This is a genomic window from Rhodanobacteraceae bacterium (assembly GCA_016713135.1).
In the GTDB taxonomy this organism is placed as follows: domain Bacteria; phylum Pseudomonadota; class Gammaproteobacteria; order Xanthomonadales; family SZUA-5; genus JADKFD01.
Genome location: JADJPR010000020.1, coordinates 656,202 through 675,367, shown reverse-complemented (window position 1 = coordinate 675,367; position 19,166 = coordinate 656,202). Strand labels below are relative to the sequence as shown.

The window sequence follows — 19,166 nt, the reverse complement described above, 5'->3', positions numbered from 1 at the left end:
TTCGATCGCCACAGCGTCAGCTTTGGTGTCGGTCACGCAGAGCTCCAACACCGGCGATCTGATGGCGGCCGCTGATGTTGAACGTCCTGCTGTCGTTCGCGCAGTTCGAGCGCGAGGTGACTCGAGCGCATCCGCGACAAGTTCGTGGCCAGCAAGAAGCGCGGCTACTGGATGCACGGCATTCCGCCACGCTGGCGACGTTGTCGAGCGCCGACTGGTCGTGAACTTGCGAGGCGCGTTCGGTTCGCCGCATCTTCGAAGGTTTCGTCGAGACTCGGTTCGGCCGCACCAAAGTCGTGGCCGGGTGGTGCGCCGAGGGCATCACGACGAAGGCGGACGACCAAGGCGGGGCGCCAGCAGCGGCCGATCCATACACAAGGTCACGCTCACCTCCGTGCTGAAGAACCGCGTTTACCTGGGTGAGCTCTGGAGTCGTGAACGGGTGCTGGGCACGCACGAGCCGATCATCGATCAGGCGCTTTGGGATCGCGCGCAAGCGGAGTTCACGGTGGTCAACCCACAGCGACGCGCCAACCTTATGCCAGCGCGTCGCGAACCTCCTATCCGTTGAAGGGCATCATCGTCGACCAGGACGGCGGGCGATGGTCGGTTGGCACACACCAAGCCGAACGGAAAACGCTACTGCTACTACCCCAGCCAAACCGAGATTAAGGTCGGGTCCGGCATCGCGCCCCTGCCGCGGATTCCGGCGGCGGAGATCGAAGCCTGGTGCTCGACCAACTGCGCGCGACGTTGCGCGCGCGCCGGAGCTGATCGAACGCATCTGCGCGCAGGCCAGCAGCCTGGAATCCGGGCTCGATGAGGCGCAGACCGTCGGCGATGACGCAGATCGATCGCATCTGGGTGAGCTTGTTCTCGCGGAGCAGGCGCGCCTGACGCGCTTCTGGGTCGAGCGTCAGTTGTTGGCCCGGGATCGGTCGAAGTTCGCATGCGACCGAGTGGGTTCGCGCACTTGCGCGAGTTCAACAGCCAACCGGCGAGAGCTCAGCGCATGAGCCACCAGCGCATCCAGGTGCCCGGCCCCGCCCAGCGTGTGCAGATCAGGCAGCGACGGTCGCCTGACGGTGATCACGTCCCGATCAAGATGCGGCTCGGCGGCATCCGCCGGGTCAAGCGCCAGACGGGCCGCCCAAGCTCCTCACCAGCCTTCAGAACGCCCTGATCCAGGCGCATCGTTGGCAACGCATGCTCGATCGCGGCGAGATCACCCAGGATCGGCGAACTAGCGCGCTGTGGTAGAAGCAGGACCATGCCTACAGTGTCGCGCCTTCTCTGCTCGACCTGACGACACTATCGCCGTGGATCGTCGAGGCGATCTCGATGATCGGGTGGACACGTGTATCGGTGTGAAAGACCTCGCGATCAACCCGCCGATGCTGGCCAGACCAGTGCTTGCCTCAGCCGGGCGTTGACCACTGCGCTCGAACCGCATGGACGTTCTCCGAGCAGATCATCCTCAGAATCTTCGCCTGGTGAGGGTTGAGTCGAGCTTCGGCAACACGAGCAGCAGCATCGTGCTGTCGTGATCGTGCGACACCAGAGTGTGCTCGGTGAGCAAAGTACCCATAGGTTCGCTGGGGAACCACGTGCTGGCGTCGAGACATGCGCTGGCGCCGATCCCGTCGCAACGGAGCGGTGCGCCAAAACGAGGCGGCTGGTACTTGACGATCTGCCGCTTTGAACGCAGAAACGCCCGAACGAAACGCACGCCCGCTGGGCCAGGACTCGGTGTCAGTGCCGTCGCGCGCGAAAGCGATGAGCGACCCGCTGCCACTCACTTCGGCGGTCGGGCGCGCCGCCGTCAGTCAGGGAAACGCCGTAAGGTCGCCGGTAGCAAGGCTTGACCAGTTCGAAGTCAAAAGCGCTAGCCATCGATCTGCCGCCGGAGGTCATCGAGTGGTATCAGCGCCGATGCCGACGTAGGCGTCGGCATCGTGCCTGATGTCGATCTCTGCGCCCGAAACGTCCGACTCGCTGCACTCGAAGGACGTTCGCATCCACGGCAGCGCGTAATGACCGAACCGTGGGCGATCGTGAAGCGCGCCGATGGCCGGCGGTCGGCGTTGAATTTGATGCGCCAGTACTTGCCTTGCGGGTGTTGCTGCAGCGCACCTTCGAAGCGACCGAGATCTCTGTGTCCCTCGACCTTCGTGATCGGTGATCGCGGGCACCACTGCCGAGACATCTCCAGTGCGACCGCTTCGACATCGATCGGAAACCGGTCGGCGCCGAGCACCTTTGACAGCACCAGACTGACGGCATTGGCCGCTGCGCGCGGCGACTTCGGCAAGCTCACGCGTCGTCCCAGGTGTCGAGGATCTTGCGGATCCGCTTCTTGTCGTCCGGGTCGAGCTGCTGGTACTTGCGGAAGAACGCCTGGTCCGTCACGTCCTCAGTGGGATCGGTGACCGTCGGGCCGAGGAGGTGTTCGGTGGTGACGTTGAGCGCGCCGGCGATGCGCATGAGCAAGTCCGCGCCTGGGTTCGGTTCGTCGCGGTTTCCAGTTCCCACATGTAGCTCTGGAACTGCTGACCTTCTCGGCGAGGTCTTCCAGGCTGAGCTTCAGCGCCTTGCGGGCGGCGCGGATCTTGTCGCCAAGGGCAGAGGGCATGGATGGCACTTTGGGTCGCGGGGCGCGGATTGTATCGCCATGGCGAACGAAAACAAACCCGGTTGACATGCCTGGGTGTATTCCTGAGAGAATCCACAACCGTTCGCTATGGCGAACTTTCTCCCTTCTTCTCCCTCTCCGCTCGCAAGGAGCCGCGCATGGCCGCATTCAATCATCGTCATCTGTTTCGAGCCGTGTCGCCCTCGTTGTGGCGGGTCTATGCGCGGTCTCGGCAACTGCCGCTCGAGGTCGACGAAGCTGTCGATGACGCTGGCTTCTACGCGGCGCTGACCCAGGTGTTCGACGTGTTGCCGTCGGAAGCCTCAGCGACGTTGCTCACCGAACTGCGCCGCGTGCATGCGCTCAGCGATCGCCGCGGTATCGACGCGCTGCTGAACGCCTCCGAGCATCCCGAGCCGGTGCGCGAGGAATTCGCCAGCATGCGCAACGACAGCGAGCGCGCGCTGCGGGCGCTGCTGACCTGGCCGAACACCTTCGACACCGCCGAAACGCTGCTGATCGTCGATCTCGCCGTCGGCAAGCGCGGCTGGAAGCGCCAGGACCTGCGCGTCTCCGTGCCGATCTCGCGCGAGCCGGAGCACCTGGCCCTCGTGCCGCCGTTCGGCGAACTGCGCATCCAGGCCAAGCCTTCGCCGCACCTGCCGTGCGCGCTGGAGTTCGCGCGTACGCACTTCCGGGAGCACGATCCCTTGCGCCGAGGCTTTGCGATCTCCGAAGCGATCGTCGCCATCCACTACGCCCCGTTGGCGCCGGGCAAGGCAGGGCGCGTCCTGGTCCTGCGGCTGAAGCGCGACGGCATATCCAACCTGCCAGACCTCGATCCAGCCGACGCCGCACTCGTGACCCGCCTGCTGGCGGCATGGGGTGTCAGCGATGCCGTGCCGGCCGATGACAACGCTCGCGTCGAAGAAGAAGCCGTCGATGCCGAAGGTTGATCTCGCGTTCCGGTTGCTGTGCGACTGGCTGGCCGCTGGCGCGCAGGCCTTGCATCCGGCAGTCCTGGCCGACGTCGACAGCGGTGTTGGCTATCGGCACTTGCTCGATCTTGGACTGGCCAAGCCAGAGCTCAAATTGCTGGACGACATCACCTGCCCATGGTGCAGCACCGGAATGCTGCATCAGGTGTGCCCGCGCCCCGGGTGTATATGGCGGAAACGCGTACCGTGGTCTGTGCCTCAGTTGCGGCTGGCAGAACATCCCGGCCGCGCAACTGAGTCCGCTCTCCTTGGACTTGCCGAAGATCGCCAGAGCCGTTGCCGCGGCCCTGGGGCTGGCATCGCGGTTCGAAACGCAGAAGATCGTCCCTGGGAAGCTCTGGCGCCTCGGCGAACGCGAGATCGCCCGAAAGCGCCATCGCGTTTGGTTCGCGCCGGTGGTCGACGACGACATCATCCGCGCGCTCAGCGGTGAGGCGGGAGTCCTGGTGTGCGTCGATGCGCCAACCGCTTGGCTGCCAGCGATGTCCAAGTTTGCGCCGGTACCGCTCCGCGCCTGCGCCCACCTGCGCAAGGCCGGACTCGTGATCGAGGAGTTCGAGGCCTACGTCGGATCCGCCAGCACCAGCGAACTCGGCACGTCACTGGCAAGCCTGGATCAGCGAGCCGTCCACATCAACGGCGAGCGCGTCGCCATCTCCCCACAGGTACAGCGGTTTCTCGCGGTCCTGGTCGCCGCCAACGGCAAGCCCGTCCACAAGTCCACCCTCGCCGACGCCCTCGAAATCGATGTCGACAGGTTCTCGCCGCACCAGATCTTCAGGCAGCACAAGTCGGTAAAGGAGGTGTTCGTTGAGGCGGATGGGGCGGGGAGGTACTGGCTTACCCCATACGAAAGCAGTTGATTGCCGGTGACTTGGCTTGGATGGCCAATGCCGAATCGCCCCTGCGATGTGCGTTTGCGATTCAGGTTTGAGCCGCGTGCGCGATCGTCCGGAAGGCATTTTCGGCTTTCCGGTGAATGGGTGCCATCAACCGTCTTTGCTGATCTCAATACGGGTGCTGGCCAACAGGCATGAAGTGGCAGAACGTAGCTCCCGAGCCCTTCAGTGCGCCGCTGTGGTCTCAAGCCGTGGCACCGTCGCCTTGCGCGTTGGCTCATGCCGATTCTGGCGATGCTGTTGCTCTGTCGGCAGGTGACGCTGCCCCATCCGGGTTCTGTGGAGACCCCTTGGCTTGAGTCAGGCCGGCTCAGTCTCGTCGTCTGGTTGACGGGGCGCTCCGTCGTCGTGTCCGCGTAAAACGGCCGCAAGCGTTTGTGCTACTATCAGTCTGAGCAACAGACTGCCTTGCTACGCATGGACAGAGTTGAACCGACATTGCTAACGCGTCTGCGTCGCACAAAGTGGCTGTTGCTCTTTGTCGCACTATTGGTCGTAGCGAAGAGCGTGATCGCCTGCAGTTGTGGGCCACTTGACCTCTTGCAGGACCAGCGGGTGGACTTCGCGGGGGCGGTCCGGGTGGCATCTGTTGCATTGGGGAATGCTCCGGACCGTGATCAATCCCTTTCGATGCAGTCTGCGGGCTGCAGGCACTGCTGCTGCCAGCAGCCTTCCGTTCCGCCATCGGCGTTTCACCTGGTGAAACAGGTGGTACCCCCTGCGTCTCGCCTGTGCCTTCCGACACCTGGAACTTCGAGTTGGGCAGCGGGCCCGTTCAGGCCTCCAATCTCAAAGTACGCGGTGTGAATTGGGCCGCGCTTGGCGCGGGCTTGGAAGAGACTTAGAGGCCGCCGCATGGATCCGTCGTCTAAACCGCGCTTGTGGCGCGTGTTCTTTCCTCTCGTAGTCGCAATGCTGGTCGCGATTCAGCCTGCCGCAGCTGAGCCGCTTGCTTACGCGATCAACTCCGACAGCTTTTCCGAATCGCTACACGATCATCTCCTTCGAGTTGACCTCGCGACGGGGGCGTTCGTGGACGTCGGCCCAATTCGATTGGGCAGCGCCGTCGCGCCGTTTCTGGATGCTGAGGGGCTCGCGCTTGATCCCGCAGGTCAGCTTTGGGCCGTAGACGACGGTACCAAGACCTTCTTTCGGATTGACTTCGACACGGTCCGAGCGGCGATTCCTGGGAGCCAGATCGGCAATCTCGGACTGCCGACAGGAATCACGGCGGGACTGGATCTTGGATTGACCTTTGCTTGTGATGGTACGGCGTTCATGTCTGGCGAAGTGAGCAAGACGCTCTATCGCATCGATCCGATCAACGGAAGGGCCACCCCGGTAGGGGCCATTGGCGCACTTGGCTACAAGATCACGGACCTGGCTGTCTACGGAGATCTACTGGTTGGCTTGGGATCCGAGGGCGACGAGGGTATTTACTCGATCGATCGTGCCAATGGGACCGCACTGCCGATCGGCAGCTTTTCCGCCACCGCGAGATTCAACGACGGGGGCATTGGTTTCGATGCGGATGGACGGCTGTGGGCCATCGTCGAAGAGGGTGGCGCGGTGCCCAGCCGCGTCTACCGAATCGATTTGGCCAGCGGACGCGAAACACTGATCAGCCCGAGCACGCCCGGTATAGAGAGCCTCGCACTGACGCCGCCGCAATGTCCCGCCGCCGCTGAGCCATTGCCGCTAGAGGTCCCAGCCATCGCATCGACTTCTGTCGGCATGCTGATCCTGGCGGTGGCATTGCTGGGCATTCTTGCGTTGACTCGCATACGATCCGCATGATGGGTTCAACCTGTACGGATGCAATCCATTCGCATCAATGTAATTGTGTACGGGGACCAAGGTCGACTAACCTGCGCGAATGCTGACGCCACGCTCCCGTTCAGGACTTGCGCGATTTCGGGCCATGCGCTGGCCCGCGCTGGTCATGTTGCTGCTGATCCTGGTGCAGAGCATCGGCGTGGCCGCGTGCGTGGACCACGATCTGCGCGCGGATTCGGGTGCGACGGCCGTGGTCGTCGATGCCTTGGACGACGACGGCGCGGGCGCCGGCAAGCAGGTCCTGCATGCCAGTGGATGCAGTCATTGCGTATGCCCGCATTTTGTTGCGCTGCCTGCCGCGAGCCTGCTCGCACTGACGGATCATTCCGCTCACGGAGCCGTGGCCGGCCGATCGTGGCTGTCCAGCAACGCGCCCCTCTCGAAGAAGCCCTGCGACCCCCTGCTGCCGTCTGACATGACACCCGCCTGACGGGCGCGCGGTTGCGCGCCTGACGTTGCGACTCATGAAGGACGACCATGTCAATCTCACCTGGCCTGCGCTGCGGCGCGGCGCTGCTGCTGTTTTTCCTGTGGGCCCCGACCCTGGCGCAGGGTCAGGGCGACGGGCCAAGCCCTGGCCCTTCCGGACAATGCCCGATGATGCTCAGGCCGCGCTGCAGGCCGCTTGGGCGCGACATCCCGCGGCGGAAGTCGCTAGCCGCGAACTCAGCGCCGCAGAGGCCAGGGCGCGCGCAGCGGCGCGGCCCGTGTACAACCCGGAGATCGAGTTCGGCGCCGAACGCGCGGACGTCGACACCGTCGAGGCCGGTGCTTCCCTGACCCTGGATATCGGCGGCAAGCGACGCGCCAGATCCGCCGTGGGTGCGGCTGAGCTGGACGTCGCCAGGGCGAACTACGCGCTCGCTCGGCGCGACTTCCAGCAGCGCTGGCTGAGTGCCTGGTTTGCCGCGGGAACGGCGTCTGAACGCGCCGAGATCGCGAGCCGGCAACTGGCGCTGATCGAGCGCTTTGCCGATCTCGCCGAGCGCCAGCTTCGTGTCGGTGACGTGTCGACGCTGGAACGCGATCTGGCCCTGCTTGCCCGCGAAGAAGCACGCGTGCAGGCGGCGACGCTGATGGGACAGGCGGCGCAGGCACGCGCGGCGATGCGCATCGCGGGCGGCGATCCGGCAGCCGTGGCCCTCGACGCCAGCGGCGTGTCGTTTCCGCAGCCCTTGCGGATCGACGATGCGGCCGTTCTGGCGCTACCCGAGGCGCTGCTGGCCGCCAACCAGAGTCTGGCCGCACAAGCACGCGTGATCTCCGCCGATCGCGATCGGCGGGCCGACCCCACGGTCAGCGTCCGCGGCGGCCAGGTCGATACCGGTTTCGATAGCGAACCGGTGATCGGATTGACCGTGTCCATTCCGCTTTACGTGCGTAACGACTACCGCGCCGAAGTCGACGCGGCACGCGGCGACGCCGACAGCCTCGCGGCGCAAACCCGCGTGGTGGAACTGGAACTCAAGGCGCAGGCGCAGCAGTCCGCCGAGGTTTATGCCGCGTTGCTCGATGCCTGGAAGCAATGGCAATCGAGTGGCGCCAGCGCGACGGGCGAGCGCGCGGAATTGCTGGAACGCCTGTGGAAGGCCGGGGAACTGAGCACCTCCGACTATCTGGTGCAGCTCAAGCAGGCGCTCGACACCTCGCTCGCGGGTGCCGAACTGCGCGGCGAATTGCTGCGCGCAACGCTTGACCATCTTTCTGCTGCCGGTCGTCTCGATGACTGGACCGGCATGCCCCCTGTTTCTGGAGACCTGATCCAATGATTTCGCAACGATGGATATTGCTCGGCCTGTTGGCCGCATTGACGCTGCTGGGCGCCTGTTCTGCTGACCAGGGCGAGGCGCAAAAGGAAGTCGCGGCAGCGGCGCAGGGACACGAAGATCACAAGGATGGCGAGAAAGGCGAAGAAGGCCACGCGGATGAGCCTGATTCTGGCCACGCCGACGAGCACGCGGAAGGCGAAGAGGGCCACGAGGATGAGGAAGCGTCGCCGCTGACCCTTTCCGCCGAGCAACTCGACGCTGCCGGCGTGCGCTTCGAGACTCTCGCTCCAATGACGCTGGGCGAAGAACTTCGAGCGCCCGGCGAAGTGTTGGAAAACGCCTACGGAACCACGTTGATCACGCCGAGCATTCCGGGCCTGGTGGTCAAGCGCCACGCGCGGCTCGGCGACGAGGTCAAGGCCGGGACGCTGCTGGTGACGCTTTCCAGTGTCGAAGTCGCGCAGGCGCAAGGCGAACTGCAACTGGCCGAACAGGAATGGAAGCGCGTGTCCGCGCTGGGAGAGGAGGCCGTTTCCGGCCGCCGCTATTCCGAGGCGCGGATTTCCGTCGAGCAGGCGCGCGCCAAGGCCCGTGCCTATGGCATTGGCGGCAGTGGTGGCGCTGGTGGCCAGTTCTCGTTGTCCGCACCACACGACGGACGCATCACCGAAGACGCCTTCACCGTCGGTGAGCGCGTCGAGCCGGGGCACACGCTGTTTCGACTGGTCGATGAATCGATCGTGTGGGTCGACGCCAAGCTGACGCCGGACAACGCACACCGCATCGAGGTCGGTTCCGAAGCCACCGTCGTGGCTGGCGATGCGCGACTTCCGGGCAAGGTCACGCTGCGCGCGCATCGCACCGCGGAAGCCACGCGCAATGCCATTGTGCGCATCGAGGTGGCCAACACCGACGACCGGCTGCACGCTGGTGATTACGTCGACGCCTTGCTGAAAGCGTCCGGTACGGAGGTGCAACAACTGGCGGCGCCGACCGCGGCCCTGGTGCAGCTGGAAGGCAAGACCGTCGTGTTCCGGCGCAGCGCCGACGGCGTGGAACCGGTCGAGGTGCAGGTCGGGTCGATTGTCGGCGAGCGTACCGAAATCACCGCCGGCATCGTCGCCGGCGACAGCATTGCCGTGTCCGGCGCCTTCACCCTGAAGTCGCGTCAGCTGAAGTCGCAGATGGGAGAAGGTCATGCCCATTGACCGACTGCGCAACGCCAACGGCAATGCTGCGGGTGCGCCATGCTGAACGCCCTCGTCGAAGTTTCGCTGCGCTACAAGGTACTGGTCCTGATCGTGTTCCTGGTGGTCGGATTCCTCGGAATGCGTGCGGTCACCACCGTTCCCATCGATGCCTTTCCCGATGTGACGCCGGCCCAGGTCAACATCTACACCGAGTCGCCGGGCCTCGCGGCCGAGGACGTCGAACAACTGCTCACCTTCCCGGTCGAGTCGGCGATGGCCGGCCTGCCCAAGGTGCAGGAGATCCGCTCGGTCAGCCTGTTCGGGTTGTCCTTTGTCTCGGTCTATTTCGAAGACGACATGGACATCTACTTCGCGCGCCAGCTGGTGAACGAGCGGCTGCAGGAAGTCGGCGACCGCCTGCCCGAAGGCTATGGCAAACCGTCGATGGGCCCGAATGCGTCCGGGCTCGGCCAGGTGCTCTGGTACACGGTCGAGCGCAAGCCGGGCGTCACCGAGGACCAGGTCAGCGACATGGATCTGCGCACGCTGCAGGACTGGATCGTGCGGCTGGTGCTGCGCACCGCGCCGGGCGTGGACGACGTCACCTCCTGGGGCGGCGGCGAACGCGAATTCCAGGTGCTGATCGACCCGCAACGACTGTACGCGCGTGGCCTCGGCTTCGGCGACGTGCTCGCGGCACTGCCGATCAACAACGGCCAGGTCGGCGGCAACGTCATGGACGTCGGCGCGAGCAGTACCTGGTGCGCGGCCTGGGCCTATTGAAATCGACCGAAGACATCGGCGCGATCGTGCTCAAGGCTGAAGATGGCGTGCCGGTGCACCTTCACGATGTCGCCCGCGTGATCGAGGCCCCGGCGCCGCGTTTCGGTGCGGTCACCCGCGATGGCGAGGAAGTGGTGCTCGGCATGGCGCTGGCGCGCCTCGGCGAGAACGCCAAGGCGGTGGTCGAAGCGGTCGAGAGCAAGCTCGGCATCGTCCGCGATGCGATGCCGGAAGGCGTCGACATCAAACCCGTCTATGCGCGCACCGAACTGGTCAACAAGGCGGTGAGTACTGCCGTGTGGGCGCTGATCGAAGGCTCGATTCTGGTCGCCATCATCCTGTTCCTGTTTCTGGGCGAGCTGCGCTCTGCCCTGGTGGTCATCGTCGCGTTGCCGATGGCGATGCTGATCGCCTTCATCGGCATGCAGCAGTTCGGGCTCTCGGCAAACCTGATGTCGCTCGCCGGTCTGGCAATCGGCATCGGCATGATGGTCGATGGCGCGGTGGTGATCGTCGAGAATGCCTTTCGCATCATGGCGGAGCGACGTGAGCACGGAGGGCCAGTCGATCGAACTTCAGCCGTGCTCGCCGCGGCGCGCGAGGTCGCGAATCCGATCGCGTTCGCGATCATCATCATCATCGTGGTGTTCCTGCCGCTGTTCAGCCTCGAAGGCCTGGAGGGCAAGATGTTCAAGCCGATGGCCTTCAACATCGCCTTCGCGATGGCCGGCTCACTGATCCTGGCATTGACCCTGATCCCGGTGCTGGCGGCGCTGATCCTGAAGCCGAAGGAAGAACGCGATACCTGGCTGGTCCGCGCCGTCAAACGCATCTATGTGCCCTTGCTCGGGCATGCGCTGGTGAGGAAGGGCGTGGTCGTCACCTTCGCTATCGTTGCCCTGGTCGGTAGCCTGGCGCTGTTCCCCTTCCTCGGCAAGGAGTTCATGCCGCAGTTGCAGGAGGGTTCGATCATGTGGCGCGTGACCGGCATTCCGTCGACTTCGCTCGACACCTCGATCGAAACCAGCAAGCGCATCGCGCAGGCCTTCAAGGAATTCCCGGAGGTCGAGACCACGCTGGCGATGATCGGTCGCGCCGAGAAAGGCGAAACCGCCGACGTCAATTACATGGAGATCTACACGGCACTGACGCCACTCGATCAATGGACGCCGGGGCGCGACATCAAGGAACTGGAAGAGCTGATGGAGGAGAAGCTCGAAGAGGTGGTGCCGAATACGGTACCGAGCTACACCCAGCCGATCCAGATGCGCGTCGAAGAGCTGATCTCAGGCGTGCGGGCGACCCTGGCCCTGAAGCTCTACGGCGAGGATCTGAAGGAACTCGATCGCATCAGCGCGGAGTTGAAGGAAGTGCTCGAAGGCATACCGGGCGTGGCCGATCTCTCGCTCGAAGCCAACATCGGCAAGCCGCAGATCCAGATCGAGGTCAATCGCCAGGAACTCGCGCGCCACGGCATGAACGCCGAGGAAGTGCTGACCATCGTGCGCAACGGCCTCGGCGGTGAGCCGGTCAGCGTACTGCTCGATGGCGTCAAGCGCTTCGACATCTCGGTGCGTCTGGAGGACGCCACGCGCAACTCGATCGAGGCGCTGCGACGGATTCCGCTGCGCACCGCGACTGGCGCACTGGTGCCGCTCTCGGAAGTCGCCGAGGTCACCATCGCCGAGGGTTACTCCTTCGTCCGCCGCGAGCAGTTGCAGCGTTACGCGGTGATCCAGATGGATGTGCGCGGTCGCGATGTCGACAGTTTCGTCAAGGAAGCCTCGGCCGCGATCGAACAGAAGGCGGATCTGCCCGCGGGCTACTGGATCGAGTGGGGCGGCGCCTTCGAGAATCAGCAGCGCGCGCTGACCAAGCTGGCGGTGATCGTTCCGGTCACCATCTTCTTCATCTTCGTGCTGCTCTACACCGCGTTCAACTCGGTCAAGTACGCGGCGCTGATTCTGGCCAATGTTCCTTTCGCGACCATCGGCGGCCTGCTGGCGCTGTTCCTGACCGGCCAGTACCTCTCGGTACCCTCGGCGATCGGCTTCATCGCCGTGTTCGGCGTGGCCATGCTCAACGGCATCGTGCTGGTGAGCTTCTTGAACGAGCTACGCGACAAGGGCTTGTCGGTTCGCGAGGCCGTCGTGCAAGGCACCACCTTGCGCCTGAGACCGGTGTTGATGACCGCGAGCGTGGCCGTCCTGGGTCTGGTGCCGATGCTGATTTCCACCGGGGTGGGCGCGGAAACCCAACGACCATTGGCCACGGTGGTCGTCGGCGGGCTGATCACATCGACCCTGCTCACCCTGTTACTGCTGCCGGTGCTTTACGAGTGGCTGGAGAACCGTGCCGAACGGCGTGCTGCATTGGAGGAGGCGTCACCATGAAGCAGATCAAGGCATTCGTGCATCGGGGCCGCGTCGCCGACATCGTGCACAACTTGCGTGAGGCAGGGTTCACGCGGATCGGACTGATCGACGTCAAGGGCCTGCTGCACGCGCTATCGGCGCGCGAGCAGGAGTACTCCGTCGAACTTGGCGAGCAGGTGACCTCGGAGATCCAGATCGAACTGTTCTGCGAGGACGACCAGGTGGACACCGCGGTTGCTCTGGTGCGCCAGCACGGCCGGACCGGCAAACGCGATGCCGGCTTTGTCTATGTCAGCAGCGTCGATGCGGCATTCCCCATCGATTCGCGCGACTGAGGCGCGCAACGGATGAACGATGACCACGAGAAACGCGGCGCTGCGGCGTCTGGCGCTTTAGTCGGGGCGCCGCGCCACGGCGCCGAGGCTGTCGACACCAAGCTGCTGGAATCGATCTTCAGGATCGAGGCGATGGATTGCCCGACTGAAGAAGCGCTGCTGCGCAAGCGCCTGGCCGGAATGCCGGGCGTGGTCGACCTCAGTTTTGACCTGATGCGCCGCCAGTTGACGGTGCAGCATTCGCTGTCGAGCATCGATCCGATCATCGAAGCGGTGGCCTCGTTGGGCATGGAGGCGGAGCCCGCGGTGTCCGGCGCACCCAGCGAAGCGCTGGCCGTTGCGCCAGCGGAACCCCGGGAGTCGTGGTGGCCACTGGCTATCGCGGGCGCAGCGGCGCTGGTCTCGGAAGCGGCCGAGTGGTTTGGTCTGGCAACGCCCTTCCTGCCCGCAGCGCTGTCGCTTGCAGCCCTTGCCCTGGCCGGTCTTGGCACCTACCGCAAGGGCTGGATCGCGATTCGCAACCTCACGCTCAACATCAATGCGCTGATGAGCATTGCCGTCACCGGAGCGATGTTGATCGGACAATGGCCGGAAGCGGCGATGGTGATCGTGCTGTTTGCCCTCGCGGAACGGATCGAAGCGGCGTCCCTCGATCGCGCTCGCAATGCCATTCGCGGGTTGATGGCGATGACCCCGGACATCGCGACCGTGCGTCAGACGGATGGCAGTTGGCAGACGGTGGTGGCGCGCACAGTGGCCCTCGGCAGTGCGGTGCGCTTGAAACCCGGCGAGCGCGTGGCGCTGGACGGCATCGTCAGCGCCGGCCATTCCGCCGTCGACCAGTCGCCGATCACCGGCGAGAGTGTCCCGGTCGACAAGACCGTAGGCGATTCGCTGTTTGCCGGCTCCATCAACCAGAGCGGCGAACTGGAATTCACGGTGACCGCCAAGGCGGATGAATCGACGCTCGCGCGCATCATCCACGCGGTCGAATCCGCGCAGGGAACAAGGGCGCCGACGCAACGCTTTGTCGATCAATTTGCCCGCGTGTACACGCCCGTGGTTTTCGCCGTTGCGTTCCTGTGCGCCCTCGGGCCACCGCTGTTGCTCGGCGGCGACTGGCTGGCCTGGATCTACAAGGCCCTGGTGTTGCTGGTCATCGCTTGTCCGTGCGCGCTGGTCATTTCGACGCCTGTCACCATTGTCAGCGGCCTCAGCGCTGCGGCGCGCCGCGGCATCCTGATCAAGGGCGGTGTCTACCTCGAGCAGGGCCGGCACATGAAGTGGCTGGCACTCGACAAGACCGGCACGATCACTGTCGGCAAACCCGCGCTCACGGATTTCGAGCTGGTGTCCGGGGCCGAACGGGACGCGTTGACCATCGCCGTCAGCCTGGCCTCACGCTCGGATCATCCGGTGTCCAAAGCGGTCGCAGAGTCGCAGCAGGCCAAGACCGTCACTATCCAGGCGGTCGACGCGTTCGAGGCTTTGCTGGGTCGCGGCGTCAAAGGGCGCATCGGCGGGCGGCTTTTCCATCTCGGCAATCACCGCCTGATCGAAGAACTGAAGCTCTGCGGCAGTGCCCTCGAAGCGCGCCTGAATGTGCTGGAATTGCAGGGAAAGACCACCGTGCTGGTTGCCAGCGAACAGGCGGTGCTGGCCCTGTTCGGCGTCGCCGACACGGTCAAGGAATCCAGCCGTGAGGCCATCGGGCAGTTGCACGCACTCGGCGTCAAGACGCTGATGCTGTCCGGCGACAACCAGCACACTGCAGCCGCCATCGCCAAGCAGGTGAATATCGACGACGCCAAAGGCAATCAGTTGCCCGAGGACAAGGTCACCGCGATTGCCGCGATGATCGGCAGGGAGGGCCTGGTCGGCATGGTCGGCGACGGCATCAACGACGCACCTGCATTGGCGCGTTCCGACATCGGCTTTGCGATGGGAGCCGCCGGTACCGACACCGCGATCGAAACCGCCGACGTCGCCATCATGGATGACGACCTGCGAAAGATTCCCGAGTTCGTTCGGCTCTCCAAAGCCACCGCTGCGGTGTTGAAGCAAAACATCGCGCTGGCGCTCGGCGTCAAGGCGATTTTCCTCGGCCTGACCGTGGTCGGCATGGGCACCATGTGGATGGCTGTGTTTGCCGACATGGGCACCAGCTTGATCGTCGTCCTCAACGGCCTCAGGCTACTTCGACCGCAGGCCACATGACCGGCCAGCCTTGATCCCAACGAACCATCTGCACGTCACCGAATCATGAATCAGAAGCTGCGCACTGCATTCGATCTGGAAATGGCATCCGCCGCCGCGGCGGAAAGCAGAGGCGACATGGATCGCGCATTCGTTCACCTGGAACGCGCCCACATCCTTGGACAGCGACACACGTGGCCTCACGTCCGCTCGCATCTTGCCATGCTGCGGATCGGTTGGCGGCGACGTGACCGGCGCGAGATTGTGGGTCAATTCCCTCGCATTCTCGCTGCCCTGGTGTTCTCGCGGATCTGGGTTCCGCTCGGGAACACGGGTGGCGCCAACGTCAGTCCAATCAAGCCGATGCCAATCCCGTCTGACTTGGCCGAGATACTCAGGATGGACTGACGCGGTCGGCGGCGTGCTCAACATCGGCGCAGGCGGTCAGGCAGAGCGCCATTGGCGACCGAGGTGATAGAGGCTGGCGCTGCTGGCCTACGATGCGGCAGCTCGCACGTCCAGCACCGCCATCATCCCCGCGTCCTCATGAGGCAGCAGATGGCAATGGAACATCCGCTTGCCTGGCAGCATCTGCTGTGTCTTGATGGTGACCGTTTCTCCGGCAGGTACATTGACAGTGTCGAACCATCCCGGCAAGGCGGCTGCAATGGGAACACCGCGCACCGTGCGACCGACCAGCTGAAATTGGGTGCCATGGATGTGGATCGGGTGATCCATGAAGCTCGCGTTGACGATCTCCCACAGCTCGACTCGACCGACCACCGTTTCGAGGTCGACACGATCCATGTCAAAACGTTTGCCGTTGATGAGGAAAGCGCCCGTCATGCCCATGCCAGCGCCGGAAAGCACCACCTGCTGCTGGACCGTCGCGGGTCCCAGCGCGACGATCGGTCGCAGGATTCGTGGCAGTTCAACGGGCGCGAGCGCAACCGCTCCGCTCGTTTGAACCGTCATCAGCTCAATGTCCGAACCGCCATTCATGGCGCCGCCGTACCCGAGGTCGCGCAGCGCGTAACGGGTCGACCGGCGTGTATTCATCGACACCACGATCTCGACCCGTTGGGCGGGAGCAAGGAGCCATTCGGACAGCCCCGGCAGGGGCTGGTCAAGGAGTCCCCCGTCGGTTCCAACGACGGCAAAGTAGTGCCCGTCGAGACTCAAGCGCAAGTAGCGATCCGCGGTGGCATTGATGATCCGCCAGCGCTCGGTGGCGCCCGGTGTCACCGTGTGGACCGGAAGCCTCCGTCCGTTCACCAGCAATTCGCTCATGCCGGGCATCATCATCGCGCCCATGCCGGACATGGATGTCGAGCCCGTAATGACCTGAGCGTTTGAGTCGAGTCCGAGCGACGTGACCATCAAGGTCCGTTCGGAGAGCCCCTGCAGCGGATCGTCGCTGCTGCGAACGATGAGCGGGGCCGCGAGACCATGGCCGACCTGCAAGGTATTGGTCTCGTGTGCATGCGGGTGATACCAGTAGGTGCCGGCGCTGCCGATCGGCACCTCAAACGTGTAGAGCCGATCGGTGTGGGGGTCGACCGGATCCATGGGACTGCCATCCTGATCTGCAGGAACCGCGAGACCGTGCCAGTGGATGGTCGATTCGAGGTCGAGCCGATTGGCGAACGTGATCGCGACTCGCTGTCCCTCGCGCAGTTCGATCACCGGACCCGGGTATTGTCCGTTGTACCCCCATAACTCGGTCGTGCGGTCGGAGACAAGCGACGCGTTGTACGGGGAAGCCACCAGTGTGCCCTCGAAATCGCCGAGCACCGCGCTCTGGTTCGCGAGAGTGCCCAGGTGCGGAAGCGGGAGCCCGGTAGGCAATCCCGATCTGAACGGTGGCAGGCGACCCATCATTGCGCCCATGCCGCCGCGCGGCATGCCCCCCATCTGAGCCGATACACTCTGGGCCAGGGCCAGCGCCGAAAGAGCGCCTGTTGATGCGATGTTGAGGAAGCTGCGGCGACGCATGGGTCGCTCCCGACGTTTGCAGTGCAAGAAGGATCCGCCGTTCGCAAGCCACTCGTTTGACGGTGATCAATGTCGATGCAGTGGACGCATCTTCAGCTACTCAGTTGCGCTTTGCGTTCCAACGATCGCCAGCTTAATCGCGATGTCGGCGCCCGAGTTGGGCGCCGACCTGAACCGCGACATCAGTTATCCAACACAGCCATGTCGCCGACTTGGGCTTGTCCGGTGACGACCGCCGCGTGCGCATAGTGGTCGTCGAAGACGTCGACGATTCGGACTTGCCCCACTTGTTCGCGGCGGAATGGTGGGGCTTTCGGATTACCGCCAGTGGTGCGCATATGCCTGATCACGTTGAGGATCTGACCGCTTTCGGCTCCGTTTTGCCGGCCGACACACACCACAACCCCGCTCTCATCTGTCGACAAAACCTGCCCCTGCATGACGAATTCATGGCGCACCGATGTTCCTCCTGCGCATCCCGCCACCGAGGCGACGGCCACGGCCGCCCATATCCAGCCCAGGCAATGCCGGCGGACGCCTGAAAACAGGCGGGTCGAGTTCGTTTTTGCGTTCATGTTGGATCTCCGTGTAATGTCGCCTGAGCGAAATGCTTCAGACGCCGTAGCTCATCCTTTCGTTTGGCAATCACTGTCCGCCGTGCCGGCGGATTTTCAATCTTCGGTTCGCGGTTCGTCCGCGCTCTCGACGAGCAGCAACATTGCAGCCAGTCCGAGGCCAATCGCCGTATGGCCGACCAGCGTATGAATCTCGCTGCGCTCAAAGACAAAGGCATCGGCGATCGTCAAAATGACACCGATCAGCACGATTACGCGAAAGGCAATTCGATGATTTCCGATGAACAGCAGAGTCGGAAGCAAGACCCTGTTTCTGAAAGTCGCCACGATATTCTCCTTGTCAGGTTATGGATTCGGATTGGTTTCGAGAGCTTTTTGACTGGGCTGGATTCCTGCCTGCATGGCGAGGGCGGGTGCTGATCGGCGCGAGGCTTGTCACAGTGCCTTCGGGTTGATCGCGAGCACCGAGCCAGGGACAAAGGCCACTCTCTTCCGCACCCAGTGCACTGTTGAATTTCGCACTCATGTTCTGGAAGGAGATCCATGCGGTCAGCGCCACGATTTCGTGGTCATCGAATTGCTGCCGCAGTGACGCGGCCTGCGCTGGCCCCACGCGCCGCTGGGTGTCCGTCATGGCTTCGGCGTAGTCCAAGGCGACGCGCTCGCGCTCCGAGTAAAGGTCACTGTCCTGCCAGCTCCCCACGGCTTCTGCTTTTGCACTGGAGCCAGTCGCGTGGAGCAGGTTGTAGGCATTCAGGTCGACACAGAATGCGCACCCGTTGAGTTGCGCAACCCGCGCCGAAACAAGGCTGCGCAACGCTGCATCAACGGGAAACGCCTTTCTCTGGAACAGGCCGAGCAGCAACAACAAGCCGCCGAAGTGCCCGGGGAGCCGTCCCCATAACCAGGAAGGTGGCAGTGTTCGACCGTACTTGCGCGCCTGCCGGCGAAAGAACCATCGCAGGTAGAACGGGTAGTCGCCGAATTGCTTGGCGGGGATCCAGGACATTGGTAGTCACCTGTTGTGATGACTGAACGGTGTGGATTTGCCATCCAAGTCGACGAGATAGACCGTGTAGGGCTGTACCTCGCCCGCTGGAGCCTCCATGCCGGGCGAGCCCAGCACCATGCCTGGAACGGTCAATCCCCGAGCCTTCGGTTTCTCGGTTAGCAGTCGTTGGATGTCGGCTGCAGGGACGTGGCCCTCGATGAAGTAGCCGCCGACGACCGCGGTGTGGCAAGACCCGCCGCCAACCGGAACCCCCATAGCGACTTTGAGTGGATTGAGGTCGTTCATCGACACCACCGAGACCGAGAATCCCGCGCGTTTCGCGTGGTCAACCCAAAGGCCGCAGCAGCCGCAACTGGGGCTCTTGTGCACCGTCATTGCCGGCAGGGAATCGACGGAGGGCGAGTCGGTGACTTCGGCGCCCGGCAGACTCGGGACCGTCATGGTCGCGGCCGCCGATGCGGCGTGGGTCTGCTGAATGCTGCTTTCGCTACTGCAGGCTGCGAGTACGCCAAGCAAAGAGAGTGCGAGCAGATGTGTTGATCGGATCATGTGGGTTCCCCTCGGTAAGGCG

Annotated in this window: 17 protein-coding genes and 3 pseudogenes; 12 read left to right on the top strand and 8 right to left on the bottom strand. The window is 63.9% G+C overall.

The window, feature by feature from the left end; translation table 11 throughout:
* A pseudogene (locus tag IPK27_17850) lies at nucleotides 1-189 on the top strand (recombinase family protein).
* Nucleotides 190-307: 118 nt separating this feature from the next.
* A complete protein-coding gene (locus IPK27_17845; protein ID MBK8069415.1) occupies nucleotides 308-571 on the top strand; it encodes a recombinase family protein in 264 nt (87 codons plus the stop codon).
* A gap of 518 nt (nucleotides 572-1,089) precedes the next feature.
* On the opposite strand, the gene IPK27_17840 is transcribed toward IPK27_17845, so the two are convergent.
* The 3 genes and pseudogenes from IPK27_17840 to IPK27_17830 all read right to left on the bottom strand — a co-directional run bounded on the left by IPK27_17840 (nucleotide 1,090) and on the right by IPK27_17830 (nucleotide 2,632).
* The gene (locus tag IPK27_17840) at nucleotides 1,090-1,272 is read right to left on the bottom strand and encodes a hypothetical protein (protein ID MBK8069414.1); all 183 of its coding nucleotides are present in this window, start codon (nucleotides 1,270-1,272) and stop codon (nucleotides 1,090-1,092) included.
* Nucleotides 1,273-1,885: 613 nt separating this feature from the next.
* Nucleotides 1,886-2,317, bottom strand: coding sequence for a hypothetical protein (locus IPK27_17835; protein MBK8069413.1), 432 nt, complete (start codon nucleotides 2,315-2,317; stop codon nucleotides 1,886-1,888).
* A pseudogene (locus tag IPK27_17830) lies at nucleotides 2,314-2,632 on the bottom strand (helix-turn-helix transcriptional regulator). The gene IPK27_17835 and the pseudogene IPK27_17830 overlap by 4 nt, the downstream one beginning before the upstream one ends.
* 29 nt (nucleotides 2,633-2,661) lie before the next feature.
* Here IPK27_17830 and IPK27_17825 point away from each other — a divergent pair.
* From IPK27_17825 to IPK27_17780, 10 genes and pseudogenes are all read left to right on the top strand, one after another.
* Nucleotides 2,662-3,588 carry a hypothetical protein gene (locus tag IPK27_17825; GenBank protein MBK8069412.1) on the top strand — a complete coding sequence of 309 codons (927 nt, stop codon included), beginning with the start codon at nucleotides 2,662-2,664 and terminating at the stop codon, nucleotides 3,586-3,588.
* A gap of 290 nt (nucleotides 3,589-3,878) precedes the next feature.
* Nucleotides 3,879-4,493: a hypothetical protein gene (locus IPK27_17820; GenBank protein ID MBK8069411.1), complete on the top strand. Its 615-nt coding sequence runs from the start codon at nucleotides 3,879-3,881 to the stop codon at nucleotides 4,491-4,493.
* Nucleotides 4,494-5,441: 948 nt separating this feature from the next.
* On the top strand, nucleotides 5,442-6,326 hold the full coding sequence (locus IPK27_17815) for a hypothetical protein (GenBank protein MBK8069410.1): 885 nt from the start codon (nucleotides 5,442-5,444) through the stop codon (nucleotides 6,324-6,326).
* A 145-nt stretch (nucleotides 6,327-6,471) separates the two neighbouring features.
* On the top strand, nucleotides 6,472-6,795 hold the full coding sequence (locus tag IPK27_17810; GenBank protein ID MBK8069409.1) for a hypothetical protein: 324 nt from the start codon (nucleotides 6,472-6,474) through the stop codon (nucleotides 6,793-6,795).
* 160 nt (nucleotides 6,796-6,955) lie between these two features.
* Complete coding sequence (locus tag IPK27_17805; protein MBK8069408.1) at nucleotides 6,956-8,134, top strand: TolC family protein; 1,179 nt, start codon at nucleotides 6,956-6,958, stop codon at nucleotides 8,132-8,134.
* Nucleotides 8,131-9,342 carry an efflux RND transporter periplasmic adaptor subunit gene (locus tag IPK27_17800; GenBank protein ID MBK8069407.1) on the top strand — a complete coding sequence of 404 codons (1,212 nt, stop codon included), beginning with the start codon at nucleotides 8,131-8,133 and terminating at the stop codon, nucleotides 9,340-9,342. Before IPK27_17805 ends, IPK27_17800 begins: the two co-directional genes overlap by 4 nt.
* Before the next feature lie 39 nt (nucleotides 9,343-9,381).
* Nucleotides 9,382-12,500: pseudogene (locus IPK27_17795) on the top strand (efflux RND transporter permease subunit).
* On the top strand, nucleotides 12,497-12,817 hold the full coding sequence (locus IPK27_17790) for a P-II family nitrogen regulator (GenBank protein ID MBK8069406.1): 321 nt from the start codon (nucleotides 12,497-12,499) through the stop codon (nucleotides 12,815-12,817). The pseudogene IPK27_17795 and the gene IPK27_17790 overlap by 4 nt, the downstream one beginning before the upstream one ends.
* Nucleotides 12,818-12,829: 12 nt before the next feature.
* A complete protein-coding gene (locus IPK27_17785; GenBank protein ID MBK8069405.1) occupies nucleotides 12,830-15,034 on the top strand; it encodes a heavy metal translocating P-type ATPase in 2,205 nt (734 codons plus the stop codon).
* Between the two features lie 45 nt (nucleotides 15,035-15,079).
* A complete protein-coding gene (locus tag IPK27_17780; protein MBK8069404.1) occupies nucleotides 15,080-15,421 on the top strand; it encodes a DUF3703 domain-containing protein in 342 nt (113 codons plus the stop codon).
* Between the two features lie 87 nt (nucleotides 15,422-15,508).
* Here the strand turns inward: IPK27_17780 and IPK27_17775 are convergent, their stop codons facing one another.
* The 5 genes from IPK27_17775 to IPK27_17755 all read right to left on the bottom strand — a co-directional run bounded on the left by IPK27_17775 (nucleotide 15,509) and on the right by IPK27_17755 (nucleotide 18,970).
* The gene (locus IPK27_17775; protein ID MBK8069403.1) at nucleotides 15,509-17,008 is read right to left on the bottom strand and encodes a multicopper oxidase family protein; all 1,500 of its coding nucleotides are present in this window, start codon (nucleotides 17,006-17,008) and stop codon (nucleotides 15,509-15,511) included.
* A gap of 182 nt (nucleotides 17,009-17,190) precedes the next feature.
* Nucleotides 17,191-17,583, bottom strand: coding sequence for a hypothetical protein (locus tag IPK27_17770; protein ID MBK8069402.1), 393 nt, complete (start codon nucleotides 17,581-17,583; stop codon nucleotides 17,191-17,193).
* A gap of 96 nt (nucleotides 17,584-17,679) precedes the next feature.
* Nucleotides 17,680-17,910: a hypothetical protein gene (locus IPK27_17765; GenBank protein ID MBK8069401.1), complete on the bottom strand. Its 231-nt coding sequence runs from the start codon at nucleotides 17,908-17,910 to the stop codon at nucleotides 17,680-17,682.
* A 13-nt stretch (nucleotides 17,911-17,923) separates the two neighbouring features.
* Entirely contained in the window at nucleotides 17,924-18,592 is a 669-nt protein-coding gene (locus IPK27_17760; protein ID MBK8069400.1) for a carboxymuconolactone decarboxylase family protein, read from the bottom strand.
* A gap of 6 nt (nucleotides 18,593-18,598) precedes the next feature.
* Nucleotides 18,599-18,970 (bottom strand): DUF411 domain-containing protein, encoded by a 372-nt coding sequence (locus tag IPK27_17755; protein ID MBK8069399.1) that lies wholly within the window; start codon nucleotides 18,968-18,970, stop codon nucleotides 18,599-18,601.
* Nucleotides 18,971-19,166: the final 196 nt, after the last annotated feature.

Coding starts and splice junctions, on each gene's coding strand:
- IPK27_17790 (MBK8069406.1), top strand. CDS start 12,497: ATGAAGCAGATCAAGGCATTCGTGCATCGGGGCCGCGTCGCCGACATC.
- IPK27_17755 (MBK8069399.1), bottom strand. CDS start 18,970: ATGACGGTGCACAAGAGCCCCAGTTGCGGCTGCTGCGGCCTTTGGGTT.
- IPK27_17815 (MBK8069410.1), top strand. CDS start 5,442: ATGCTGGTCGCGATTCAGCCTGCCGCAGCTGAGCCGCTTGCTTACGCG.
- IPK27_17770 (MBK8069402.1), bottom strand. CDS start 17,583: ATGAACGCAAAAACGAACTCGACCCGCCTGTTTTCAGGCGTCCGCCGG.
- IPK27_17785 (MBK8069405.1), top strand. CDS start 12,830: ATGAACGATGACCACGAGAAACGCGGCGCTGCGGCGTCTGGCGCTTTA.
- IPK27_17840 (MBK8069414.1), bottom strand. CDS start 1,272: ATGGTCCTGCTTCTACCACAGCGCGCTAGTTCGCCGATCCTGGGTGAT.
- IPK27_17780 (MBK8069404.1), top strand. CDS start 15,080: ATGAATCAGAAGCTGCGCACTGCATTCGATCTGGAAATGGCATCCGCC.
- IPK27_17760 (MBK8069400.1), bottom strand. CDS start 18,592: ATGTCCTGGATCCCCGCCAAGCAATTCGGCGACTACCCGTTCTACCTG.
- IPK27_17800 (MBK8069407.1), top strand. CDS start 8,131: ATGATTTCGCAACGATGGATATTGCTCGGCCTGTTGGCCGCATTGACG.
- IPK27_17775 (MBK8069403.1), bottom strand. CDS start 17,008: ATGCGTCGCCGCAGCTTCCTCAACATCGCATCAACAGGCGCTCTTTCG.
- IPK27_17805 (MBK8069408.1), top strand. CDS start 6,956: ATGCCCGATGATGCTCAGGCCGCGCTGCAGGCCGCTTGGGCGCGACAT.
- IPK27_17810 (MBK8069409.1), top strand. CDS start 6,472: ATGTTGCTGCTGATCCTGGTGCAGAGCATCGGCGTGGCCGCGTGCGTG.